Genomic DNA, 11,907 nt, shown 5'->3' with positions numbered 1-11,907 from the left:
TACGTGGATGGCGAATTGCCGATCGATTCGATCGACCACCTGGTGAGCTTGAGTTAGCCCAAGTGCAGCCGCTCCCGGAGCGAGTCGGTGAGGAAGCGCACGGCCGACACCGGCCGAAAGTCGTGGGCCGCCTTGGTCAGCGCGGCGTGCGACTCATCGCTCAATTCGATCTCGGCCGCGGCGACGTTGAATTCGAGTTGTTCGACGCTCGAGGCGCCCGGAATGGCTACCACCCCCGGAAGCTTGATCAGCCAGGCCAGGGCCACCTGGGCCGGTTTGGCGTCGACGTCTTTGGCGACCTCGCGCAGCGTCTGCAGCAACGGCTCGATCCGGCGCAGATTCTCGGTACCGAACAGCGAGTTGATCGCGCGCACCCCACCGGGCCGGTTGTCCACGCCGTACTTGCCGCCGAGCAGTCCCTGCGCCAGCGGGCTGTAGGCGATGACGACGCGGTTCTGCTGTTCGGCGAACGGCACCAACCCATCGAGTGCTTGCGGATGCGCGAGCGAGAAGTGCACCTGGTTGCTGATCACCGGTCGGCCGAGTGCGGCGTCGGCCTGCTTCCACCGCGACAGCGAATAGTTCGAGACGCCGGCGGCGCCGATCGCGCCGCTGTCGAGTAGGTCGCGCATGCCCGGCATGATCACCGAGTCGGGAACCACTGGATTGGGCTGGTGGATCTGATACAGCGGAATTCGCGCCAACTGCAGTCGACGTGCGCTGGCGCGCTCGCGCTGTTTGACCATCGCCGGAAACGGCGCGACCGGAAAGATCTTGCTGGCCACCGCAACCTGATCGCGCTCGTCGCCCAGCGCCTCGCCGAGGATCCGTTCGCTTCGGCCGAGCCCGTACACCTCGGCGGTGTCGAAGAACGTGACGCCCAGTTCCCGTGCCCGGCGAACGATGTCACGGGCCGGCCCGGCGGCGTAGCCGTCGCCGTAGCCCCATTCGCGGGAGCCGAACTGCCAGGTGCCCAGCCCGATCCGGCTGACTTTTCCGATGCCGTCGACGTCGAGGTATTTCATTAAGCCCACGGTACTGACTGCGGCGATGGCGGCGTGTCGGGACGCACGGGATGTCGAAAATCGATGCGAGTAGCGACGGCCGGTACGCCTGCGATTACGCTGAACCTGCAGCGGGGGCGTTACACGAAAGGGCGAAAATGTCACGGACAGTGGTCGTCGGAGCGTCGAGTGGGCTCGGGCGTTGTATCGGTGTGGGCCTTGCCCGACGAGGCGGGCAGATCGCGCTGTTGGCGCGTCGTCGCGCGCGGATCGAGGCCGCAGCCGAGGAAGCCGGCTCGGGTGCGATCGCCATCGAATGCGACGTCACCGACGAGCAGTCGTGCCGGACGGCGTTCGACCGGGCGGCCGCGTCGATGGGCGGCATCGACAACCTCATCTACACGCCCGCGATCAGCCCGCTGGTGCGGATGGTCGATACCCGCGCCGACACCTGGCGGCGCATCTTCGACACCAACGTCATCGGTGCCTCGCTGGCGACGGCGGCGGCGATCCCACACCTGACCGCTTCCTCGGGAAAGGCGGTCTACCTCTCCTCGGATGCGGGTAGCTTCGGACCGCCGTGGCCCGGGCTCGGCGCCTACGGCGTCAGCAAGGCCGCGCTGGAGCGACTCGTGCAAGCCTGGCGGGCCGAACATCCCGACGTCGGCTTCACCTCCCTCATCGTCGGTGAGTGCGCCGGCGGTGAGGGCGACGCGGCAACCGGAATGAACGCCGGCTGGGATCCCGACCTCGCGATGAAGGCCTATCCGCTGTGGGTGTCCGGAGGCTGCATGCCCGGCAAGTTGATGCCCGTCGAAGACCTGATCGAAGTGGTGCAGACCATCCTGGCGACCAACTCCTCGACGTCGATGCCGGTGGTGGTGGCCCGCGGTGCCCCGGCCGCCCACGTCGCCTTCCCGGACACCAATTAGCCGAAGCCGCAAAGCCAATCGACACTGCCGTTACCGCGCGTCCTTTACAGTTGCGCTGACACTCACGAGCGAATGGAGACGCGGATGGCGTGGTTCATGGCCCTCCAGGGCCCACACCACACACCTCAGCAGTCGATGGTCTACGAACTTCAAGACGGGGTGGACGTCGACAAGATCGCCCAGGAGCTGGTCAGCTCCGCGACCCTGGACCGGGTGGTGGCCGTTCCCGCAGTCCTGTCCGCGAACAAGCGCAGACACCAGAAGGTGACGATCTACGTGCGGCCCGCCGCGTGGGGCTTGTGGTCCTTCTACGAGCTGTCCGAAGAGGACCGGCGCGAAATGGCAAAGAACAACCCGGTGATCAACGCGCTCGCCGCCGCGCAGCAGCGCGCGGCGGCGGCTCAGGGGAGGCAGGCGCCCGGCGGGCCGATGACCGTCCAGGTCAATCCGCTGACCGGCCAGGTCGGTCCGGCCAACTCCACTTAGCCGCTAAGCGGTGTGCTGATTATCGCCGGGGCCGTCGTCCAGCGAGGCGGCCCCCAGCGTGCTCAACATGCCGACCGCGGCCCGTTGCCAGGTGAACATCTCGGCGCGCTGCCGGGCACAGGTGCGGCGATGCTCTTCGGGGCGGCTGGCGATTGTGGTCACCGCCGCCGCGATGGCCGCCGGGTTGTTGTCGGCCAGCGCTCCGCTGTCGGCGGTGATGATCTCGCCCAGCGCCGACGTGCGCGACACCACGGCCGGTGTGCCGCAGGCCAACGACTCCAGCGCCGCCAGACCGAAGGTCTCGTGCGGGCCGGGCGCGAGCGCGACATCGGCGGTGGCCAGCAGTTCGGCGACGCTACGTCGATCGGAGATGAACCCGGTGAAGTCGACCGGCAGTCGGGCGGCCTGGCGCTGCAACCTGGCCCGCAGCGGTCCGTCACCGACCACGATCAGTCGCGCCTCGACCCCGGCGTCGCGCAAAGCGGCCACCGCGTCGATGCTGCGATCGGCCCGTTTCTCCACCGACAATCGGCCGCAGTGCACCAGCAGTATCTGACCGGGTTCCGCCCAGCGCTGACGCACCTGCAGGGAGCGGCGCGACGGATGGAAGGTCTCCAGGTCCACGCCCAACGGAATGGTGACGGTGTTGGTGGCGCCGATGCGATCGAATTCTTCCCGGGCAAACCCGGTCGTGCAGACCACGGTGTCGTAGTCGGCGGCGGTGCGGCGGTTGGCGAAGTCGGCAAACCGGCGTGCGGTGCGGTGCGGAAGTATTTGGCCGGCAAGACGGTCGAGACGCTCGTGGGAGATCATCACGGTGGTCGCGCTGTGGTCACGGCCCCAACGGCCCAGCGAGCGCAGCGTGAGCCGGTCGGACACTTCGAGAGTGTCGGGTCGTAACGACGTCAGCACGTTGCGCACCGGCCCGGGCAGGACGGCGCGATATCCACCGGTGAAGGGAATCAGCCTGGCGGGCACCGTGATTCGCTCGACGCCGGTCGGCAGGTTCGCATGTTCTGCGTGTTGCCCCGGGACGACCAGGAAAACTTCGTGGCCGGCGGCGCAGTACTCCGCGCCCAGCCGGTCGACGGCCGTACGCAGCCCGCCGGACCGCGGCCCATAGAAGTTGGCCACCTGGACGACTCGCATGCACCCAGCACAACCGGCGCTCGTGTGCGGTCAACGATCTAACACCGACTTTTCGCTGAACTCGCGGTGAACACCGAAGATCGCGCGCCGAAGCGCGCGGCATTTCGCAAACGTCCTGTCACGCTTGGTGATCGTTCAGCGGCAGCGACGCGGCCCAACTGCTCCGTCGTCCGCGGTCGTCCGGGCGCGCTGCGCAGGTAAAGTTATCCCGCGGTTTCTGGCCGGCAACGCCGGGGGCGTCACCGCAACGCAGGTCGGAACGACGACTGGATGGGGACTGGGACGATGCGCCATTTTGTGGCCACAGCTGTCGTGGCCAGTATCGGAGTCCTCGTCGCAGGATGTGGCGCAAGCAAACCGACCGATCAGACGTCGACGACGACCATCACCTCGCTGATCCCACGACCGGTTGTCTTACGTGAACTCGAGTCGTTATTGCTGACTCCGGCCCAGATCAACCCGCTGATCGGTGCGACCGAGATGGCGGTGGTCCGTCAGCACGCGGCGATGTCTGACGACAGCGCCACGATGAAGCCGCCGGAGTGCCTGGCCATCGACGGCTCAGCGCAGGCTGCGGTCTACGCCAACAGTGGATTCACCGGGGTCCGCGACGAGGAGCTCAACGACGGAGACAACTTCACCCACTACGCCGAGCAGGCGGTGGTGCTGTTCCCGACCGTCAAGCAGGCGCACGTATTCCTCGTCGCCTCGGCGCTTCGGTGGCCGGCCTGTCACCACTACCTCCACACGCAGTCCCGGACGCAGTGGGATGTCGGGCCGATATCGGACGACAACGACGTGCTGAGCGCGATTTCGACGCAGCAGGAAGCAAAGGCCGGCGGGTGGGCCTGCGGCCGGGCGCTCGCGGCCAAGAACAACGTCGTCGTCGACGTCAACACCTGCAGCGCCAACCCGGCCGGCTCCGCCGTCGACATCGCCACTCAAATTGTCGCGAAAATTGCTTCGCGATAGAGGATTCGGTTAATCCGGGCCGGAGGGCCCCAGCAGCCGGGCCTCTTCGAGGTCCATTGACTCCTGCAGTTCCAGCAGAACGATGTCGTCGATGCGGCGCTCGTTGCGGAGTCCGATGATCGCACGGCGTTTGTGTTCGAGCACGCCGAGGCGCACCTGCCGGATCAAGTCGCTGACGGCCTCGGCATCGTCGCGGGTCGAGCCGTCGTCGCTGGCCCGGACCAAGTCCGCGTGCTTCTGGTACTCCGCATGCAGCCGGTCCTGCAACACGTCGCCGACGCCGAGTTCGGCGGCAACCAGTGGCAGCGCGTCCAGCGCCGCCTGCGCGCCGGCGCAACGGGCAAGGCGTAATTCGTCGCCGTGGGACCCGTCTTCGGGAATCTTGGCCCAGCGTACGACGCTGGGCAGGGTGCTGCCCTGAACGATCACGGTCGTCAGGATCACGAACGACACCACGAAGATGATCAGGTTGCGATCCGGGAAGGGTGCACCGCTGCGGGTGCTCAGCGGAACCGCAATGGCCGCGGCCAGCGACACCGCCCCGCGGAATCCGGCCCACCCGGACACCATGCGTTGGCGCCAGTCGACCCGACGTGCGCGCTGCGCTGCACGCTGGTCGAGCGCGCGGAGCAGCCAGGTGGTGGCCTCGCCCCAGACCAGCCGCGTTCCCACGACGACGACGGTGACGGCGATGGACATCGCGACCGCGTGGTGGATACCACCGTCGACCCGGGAGACTCCGCGCACCGCGCTGGGTAGCTGGCTTCCGACGAACACCCACAGCGAGCCGTTGATCAGGAATGTTGCGATATCCCAGAATGCGAACGACACCAACCGGGACCGAGCTCGGATAATCCGCGGCGATGCGTAGGCGAGCACGAGCGCGCACACCAAAACGGCGACCACCCCGCTGCAGTCGACCGAGTACGCGAGCAGGAAGGCGGCGAACGGAGTGAGCAGGCTGAGCGCTGCTTCTTCTTGCGGCGCGTCGAGCCGCGTCCGGATTAACGTGACGGCGCCGCCGACGACCAGCCCGGCCGCGACGCCCCCGAGGTAGGACAGGACGAATCGGATGCTCAGGTCGATCGGGCCGACGGGCGCGCCGCCCATGGCCACCGACACCGCCACCCCGAACAGGACGAGCGCGGTCCCGTCGTTGATGAGGCTTTCGGCTTTCAGCACGGTCAGCGTGCGTCGCGGCAGTCGCTTCGCCAGGCCTGCGACCGCGGCGGCGTCGGTCGGGGAAAGCACCGCGCCCAGCACCGCGGCGGCATGCGATTCCATCCCGAACGCCCGCGCCGTCCACGACACCGCCACCGCGCTGGCGATCACCAGCCCGATGCTGAGCAGCACGATCACGCGAAGGTTGGCGCGGATCTCACGAATGCTGGTGTTCAGACTCTCCCAGTAGAGGATCGCGGGCAAAAACAGCAGCAGCACGATTTCGCCGTCGAGCCGGACGTGGCCGAATCGCGGGATCAGACCCACCAGAGCGCCCAGACCGATCAACAGCACCGGCGGGCCCACCCGGTAACGCCGGCCCAGCACCGTCCCCACGATGACGATGGCGATCAGCACCACGATGACGACGAGCCCGAACATCAGCACATGGTATGTGCAGGTTTGCGAGCTAGCGCGACAACGGAATCAGCGCGGTGGCGTCCATGCGATCGGCAAGGTTTTGATGCCGTGGATGAACGGTGAGAGCAACCGTGACGGCTCGTCGGTGACAGTGATATCGGGTATCTGGCGGTGTAATTCCTCGAACATCACCCGGATTTCGCGGCGGGCCAGGTTGGCGCCCAGACAGAAGTGCGCGCCGCCGCCGCCGAATCCGACATGCGGGTTCGGATCGCGCGTCACATCGAACTTCCAGGGATTGGCGAACTTCGCCTCGTCACGGTTGGCCGAGCAGTACCACAGCGTGGCCTTGTCGCCGGCGGCCATCGTGGTCCCGTGCAACTCGAAATCGCGGGTGAGCGTGCGGCGCATGTAGACCACCGGCGAGGCCCACCGCACGACCTCTTCGACGGCAGTGTGCGACAGCGCATCGAAGTCGGCCCACCACATCTGGCGTTGCTCGGGGTAGCGCGTCAACGCGACCAATCCGTGGCTGATGGCGTTGCGGGTGGTCTCGTTGCCGGCGACGGCGAGCAGGATGAAAAACGACGCGACCTCAGCCGAGGTGAGTCGCTCGCCGTCGACTTCGGCCTCCACCAGGCTGGTCGTCAGGTCGTCGTGATGGTTGACGCGACGGTCCTCGGCCAACGCGCTGGCGTAGGCGCCGATGTCCATGGACACCTGCAGGAAGTCGTCGAAGTCGTTGGTCAGATCCGGGTCTCCGAAGCCGAGAATGACGTTGGTCCAATGGAATATCTGCTGATGGTCATCGTCGGGGATGCCCATCATGTCGCAGATGACCTGCAACGGCAGCGGACCGGCCAGCTCGGCGACAGCCTCGCCGTTGCCGTCGGGATGATGGGCGACCATGTCGTCCACGAGCCGGCGGGCCCGGTCGCGCACCGATGTCTCGATGCGCGCGACCACTTTCGGGGTGAACGCCCGGCTGACGATCGAGCGCAGCCGTTGGTGGCGTGGGTCGTCGAGCACGATCATCGAGCCGAAGTACTCCGACACTTCCGGTGTCTGGTCGTTGATGGTGATGTTGGGGGTGGAGCTGAAGATCTCGGGGTGACGGCTGGCGAAGTGGACGTCGTCGAGTCCCGTTATGGCCCAATGCCCGTTGCCCTGCTGGAAGCCTTCCTGCGCCGGTTCGGCCCAGAACGAGATCGGCGCCTCGCGCCTGAGCGTGGCGAACGCGCCGTCGCGCTGATCGTCGTCGAGGGCCCAGAAGTCCCATGCGCCGAGATTGATGTCGCCGAGCGCGATGTCGGGTGGCGCGGTGCCGTTCACTCGGGTTGCAAGACTCATTGGCTGCCATCCTCGCTTTAGCCATCCGTTGCCGCGCCATCCGTTGCCGCGCCATCCGTTGCCGCGCCATCCGTTGCCGCGAAAGTGCGATTACCGACGTTGCCACTCGGGAAATGTGTCGGCAACTGCACTCTCGCGGCGCTGCGGTCGATCCGATCGTCTGCGCGGGCGCCGGTCAGGTCGTGCAGACGGCCGGGGCGGGCGCCTCGTTCGCGGTTGCCTGATTCACGACTTTGCCGTCGAAGTTCGACTTGCTGGTCATGGTCAGACATCGTGTCCCGCCGGCAAGCCGCCTGGGACGGTTTTCGGGTTTCTTCCCCAAATACCGAGCATGAGCGAACGACTTTGCGGTTTCGGCGGGAGGGCGACCGCACCCCCGCCTAGGGTGATCCGAGGGTTCATCGATGGAGAAGGTGGCGCATGGCGCAGGGCAGTTCGAAACGCGTAGTGGTGTGGGGTACCGGATTCGTCGGCAAGATGGTGATCGCCGAAATCGTCAAACATCCCGAGTTCGAACTCGTCGGCGTGGGCGTCAGTAACCCGCAGAAAGTCGGCCGCGACGTCGGCGGCATCTGCGGACTGGCCGGGCCGATCGGGGTGACCGCCACCGACGACGTCGACGCGCTGATCGCGCTGAAGCCCGACGCGCTGGTGCACTACGGGCCGACCGCCGCGCACGCCGACGCCAACATCGCGTTGATGACGCGGTTTCTGCGCGCGGGCATCGACGTGTGTTCGACGGCGATGACGCCGTGGGTGTGGCCGACGATGCATCTCAATCCGCCGCAGTGGATTGAGCCGATCGCCGAGGCGTGCGAGTTGGGTGCGTCGTCGTGCTTCACCACCGGCATCGACCCGGGATTCGCCAACGACCTGTTCCCCATGACCCTGATGGGCCTGTGTTCGGAGGTTCGCACGGTTCGCGCCTCCGAGCTACTGGATTACACCAACTACGAGGGCGACTACGAGGTCGAGATGGGCATCGGGCGGGAGCCGGAATTTAGGCCGATGCTGGAAAACCGGGATGTGCTGATCTTCGCCTGGGGCGGCACCGTCCCGATGATCGCCCACGCCGCCGGCATCAAGCTCGACGAGATCACCACGACGTGGGACAAGTGGGTGACCCCCGACGAACGCAAGACCGCCAAGGGCGTCATCCCGGCCGGTCATGTCGCCGCGGTCCGCTTCACCATCAACGGCGTCTACCGGGGCCAGACCCGAATTCAGCTCGAACACGTCAACCGCATCGGACTCGACGCGGCGCCGGACTGGCCGGCCGGCACCAAGGACGACGTCTACCGCGTGGATATCGAAGGCACGCCCAGTATTTCGCAAGAAACCGCTTTCCGGTTCACCGACGGGTCCGGGCGAGACGCGGCCGCCGCGGGCTGCTTGTCCACCGGACTACGCGCACTGAACGCGGTCCCAGCCGTCAACGACCTACCACCCGGGTGGGTCACCGCCCTGGACCTGCCGCTGATCGCGGGTCGCGGCACGATTCGTTAGTAGACATGATTGCCGGGCCCAACCGGGGCAGCCGATAAATTGGTGCCTGATGCGCGCAACGAGACGACATGGCTGACGGACAACAACCGGCGTTAGGCCTTTCGGTGGGGGCGACCAACCTGGCGGCGGTCACCGCCGATCGGACGGTGACCCGCAGGCCGGTGCTGACGCTGTACCGGCAGCGACCGCCCGAGGTCGGCGTGCCGTCGGAGAACCCGAAACTCGACGAGCCCGGCCTGGTGATCACCGATTTCGTGCACCGGGTGGGCGATCCGGGGGGCGTCGCGGCCGCCGACAACACCACGCATCGCCCTGAGACGCTGATCGCCGACGCGTTGCGGGCGCTGGCCTACACCGCCACCGACGGTCGCCCGCTCCCGGACGCGGTCGCTGTCACCCACCCGGCGCACTGGGATCCGGCCGCGGTGAATTCGGTGCGGGTGGCGTTGGGCCGAGTGTCGGAGTGGTCAGGCGACCGGCTGATCCTGCTGCCGGACTCGACGGCGGCGCTGTTCGCGCTGAACTCCAAACCCGGCGTGCCAGGCAGCGGGATCATCGCGGTGTGTGACTTCGGCGGGTCTGGCACCACGCTCAGCCTGCTCGACGCGGCACATGGTTACCAGCCCATCACACAGCCCTCGCGCTACACGGAATTCTCGGGGAGCCGGATCGACCAGGCGCTACTGAGCCACGTCATCGGCGATCTCTCGCCAGGGGGTTCGTCCGATACGTCTGCGACGTCGGCGATCGGGTCGCTGACTCAGTTGCGCACGGCCTGCCGCTACTCCAAAGAGCGGCTTTCGTCACAGAACGAGAACGAGTTGACCACAGCAGTACCGGGCTATCGTGGCGAAATCCGGCTGACGCGTGGCGATCTCGATGACACGATCCGCCGGCCGCTCGACGGGTTCGTCGCGTTCTTTCACGACGTGTTGCGGCTCAACGACATTCGGCCAAGCGGCCTGGCCGCGGTCGCGTTGGTGGGGGGCGGCGCAGCGATCCCGCTGGTGACCCGGACCCTGTCGGAGCGGTCGGGTGCGCCGGTCATCACCGCGCAGCGGCCGCAGCTGACCGCTGCGGTGGGGGCGGCTTTGCGTGCCGCGACCGCGGTCGGGTCAGTGAGCGACGCGACGATCATTTCCCAGCTGCCGGTCGAGCCAGCGCAGGCGCCGGCCTGGTCTGAAGCCGTCGACTCCGGCATCATGCCGATCCGTGCCGGTGAGTACGACGAACCACCCGACGGCGTGCGCCCCACCGCTCTCGAGCGAGGGCGGGTAGATCTCGCTGATCAACCGGCCGAATTACCCACCACCGGCGCCTGGTATCGCCGTCCCGTGGTGGTAGCGGTGGGCAGGGCGCTGGTTGTGCTCGCGATCGGCGCTGGGGTCATGATCACGCTGCGGCACGCATCTGGCAGCGCGCCGAGCGCGCCGACGGTGATCGTGAGTCCGACGTCCGCGCCGTCGCCGTCCACATCGCCCGGGATCACATCATCCGCGACCCCGTCGAACCCGCCGTCGACCACGGACTCCCAGGCTTCGACAACCACGGAAAGTCCCGGTCGGTCACGCTTCCCGCAGCTTCCCGGTGATCGACCTTTCCCGTCGCCCGGCCAGGGCGGGCGCTAAAGCCCGCTAGTGGCCGCGCGCTACCCATTCGTCGTAGTGCACGATCTCGTCACCGATCCTGGTGGTGTCGCCGTGGCCGGTGTAGACGACAGTGTCGTCGGGCAGGCTGCCGAGCCGGCCGGAGATCGATTGCAGAATGGTCGGGAAATCGGAGAACGACCGCCCGGTCGCTCCCGGCCCGCCGGAAAACAGCGTGTCGCCACTGAACACTGCGCCCAGGTCCGGGGCGTACCAGCACACCGACCCGGGGGAGTGCCCCGGGGTGTGCAGTGCATGCAGTTCCAGTCCGGCGACGAGGATGCGCTGGTCGTCGGCGATCGTGCGGAAGCTCTTGTCCGGGTGCGTCATCCGCCACAGCACGTCGTCGGCGGGATGTAGCAGCACCGGCGCGTCGAGGGTCTCGCCGAGTTCGGGTGCGACGGTCACATGGTCGTTGTGGCCGTGCGTGCAGACCACCGCGACGACGTTGCGGCCCCTGACAGCATCGACGATCGGCGGCGCGGTGTGCGCGGCGTCGAACACGATCACGTCGGAGTCGTCACCGACCAGCCAGATGTTGTTGTCGACGTCCCAACTGCCGCCGTCGAGTTCGAAGGTGCCGGACGTGACGATGCGTTCGATGGCGGGCATCTACAGGATCACCACCGAGCGCAGCACCGTCCCGGCGTGCATCTTGTCGAAGGCCTCTTCGACGTCGTCAAGGCCGATGCGTTCGGAAACGAAGTTTTCCAGCGGCAGGCGGCCCTGGAGGTAGAGGTCGATCAGGGTGGGGAAGTCGCGTTCGGGCAGGCAGTCACCGTACCAGGATGACTTGAGCGAGCCGCCGTGGGAGAAGAAGTCGACGAGCGGCATCTCGAGTTGCATGTCCGGTGTCGGAACGCCCACCAGCACAACGGTTCCGGCGAGGTCGCGGGCGTAGAAGGCCTGCTTCCAGGTTTCCGGGCGGCCTACGGCATCGATCACGACGTTGGCGCCGAACCCGTCGGTGAGATCCTGGATGGTCTCGACGGGGTCGAGTTCGCGGGCATTGACGGTGTGGGTGGCACCGAATTTGCGCGCCCATTCCAGTTTGGTGTTGTCGGTGTCGACCGCGATGATCCGCCTGGCGCCGACCAGCGCCGCCCCGGCGATCGCCGCGTCGCCGACGCCGCCGCAGCCGATCACCGCCACGGTGTCGTCGCGGGTGATGGCGGCGGTGTTGATCGCCGCACCCAGGCCGGCCATCACCCCGCAGCCGAGCAGGCCCGCGACCGCCGGGTCGGCGTCGGGGTTGACCTTCGTGCACTGGCCGGCGGCCAC

Annotated in this window: 11 protein-coding genes; 5 read left to right on the top strand and 6 right to left on the bottom strand. The window is 67.2% G+C overall.

Annotation, left to right across the window (positions count from 1 at the left end):
* Positions 1-53 precede the first annotated feature (53 nt).
* On the bottom strand, positions 54-1,025 hold the full coding sequence (locus tag AC2VOU_RS07055) for an aldo/keto reductase (RefSeq protein WP_486956727.1): 972 nt from the start codon (positions 1,023-1,025) through the stop codon (positions 54-56).
* Positions 1,026-1,174: 149 nt separating this feature from the next.
* Between AC2VOU_RS07055 and AC2VOU_RS07050 the strand changes: the two genes are divergently transcribed.
* Positions 1,175-1,936 carry an SDR family oxidoreductase gene (locus tag AC2VOU_RS07050; protein WP_486956728.1) on the top strand — a complete coding sequence of 254 codons (762 nt, stop codon included), beginning with the start codon at positions 1,175-1,177 and terminating at the stop codon, positions 1,934-1,936.
* An 84-nt stretch (positions 1,937-2,020) separates the two neighbouring features.
* Positions 2,021-2,422, top strand: a complete 402-nt coding sequence (locus AC2VOU_RS07045) for a hypothetical protein (protein ID WP_486956726.1) — start codon at positions 2,021-2,023, stop codon at positions 2,420-2,422.
* 3 nt (positions 2,423-2,425) lie between these two features.
* Here AC2VOU_RS07045 and AC2VOU_RS07040 read toward each other — a convergent pair whose 3' ends face one another.
* Positions 2,426-3,571, bottom strand: coding sequence for a glycosyltransferase (locus tag AC2VOU_RS07040; RefSeq protein WP_486956725.1), 1,146 nt, complete (start codon positions 3,569-3,571; stop codon positions 2,426-2,428).
* Between the two features lie 297 nt (positions 3,572-3,868).
* On the opposite strand from AC2VOU_RS07040, the gene AC2VOU_RS07035 reads away from it, so the two are divergent.
* Positions 3,869-4,543, top strand: a complete 675-nt coding sequence (locus AC2VOU_RS07035; protein WP_486956724.1) for a sensor domain-containing protein — start codon at positions 3,869-3,871, stop codon at positions 4,541-4,543.
* 9 nt (positions 4,544-4,552) lie between these two features.
* On the opposite strand, the gene AC2VOU_RS07030 is transcribed toward AC2VOU_RS07035, so the two are convergent.
* Positions 4,553-6,145: a Na+/H+ antiporter gene (locus tag AC2VOU_RS07030; protein WP_486956723.1), complete on the bottom strand. Its 1,593-nt coding sequence runs from the start codon at positions 6,143-6,145 to the stop codon at positions 4,553-4,555.
* Between the two features lie 45 nt (positions 6,146-6,190).
* Positions 6,191-7,474 carry a cytochrome P450 gene (locus tag AC2VOU_RS07025; protein ID WP_486956722.1) on the bottom strand — a complete coding sequence of 428 codons (1,284 nt, stop codon included), beginning with the start codon at positions 7,472-7,474 and terminating at the stop codon, positions 6,191-6,193.
* Between the two features lie 420 nt (positions 7,475-7,894).
* Between AC2VOU_RS07025 and AC2VOU_RS07020 the strand changes: the two genes are divergently transcribed.
* Both AC2VOU_RS07020 and AC2VOU_RS07015 read left to right on the top strand, forming a co-directional pair.
* Positions 7,895-8,980 carry an NAD(P)H-dependent amine dehydrogenase family protein gene (locus AC2VOU_RS07020; RefSeq protein ID WP_486956721.1) on the top strand — a complete coding sequence of 362 codons (1,086 nt, stop codon included), beginning with the start codon at positions 7,895-7,897 and terminating at the stop codon, positions 8,978-8,980.
* Between the two features lie 68 nt (positions 8,981-9,048).
* Positions 9,049-10,608, top strand: a complete 1,560-nt coding sequence (locus tag AC2VOU_RS07015; protein WP_486956720.1) for a DUF7159 family protein — start codon at positions 9,049-9,051, stop codon at positions 10,606-10,608.
* Between the two features lie 6 nt (positions 10,609-10,614).
* Here AC2VOU_RS07015 and AC2VOU_RS07010 read toward each other — a convergent pair whose 3' ends face one another.
* Positions 10,615-11,238 (bottom strand): MBL fold metallo-hydrolase, encoded by a 624-nt coding sequence (locus tag AC2VOU_RS07010; protein ID WP_486956719.1) that lies wholly within the window; start codon positions 11,236-11,238, stop codon positions 10,615-10,617.
* Positions 11,239-11,907, bottom strand: a 669-nt coding sequence (locus AC2VOU_RS07005; protein ID WP_486956718.1) for a zinc-binding dehydrogenase, incomplete at its 5' end; no start/stop codon positions are given. It lies immediately after the preceding gene.

The sequence above is a fragment of the Mycobacterium sp. TH-M25 genome, from assembly GCF_057473665.1.
Note: the sequence above shows the minus strand (reverse complement) of the source record. Positions and strands in the feature narration are given on the sequence as shown.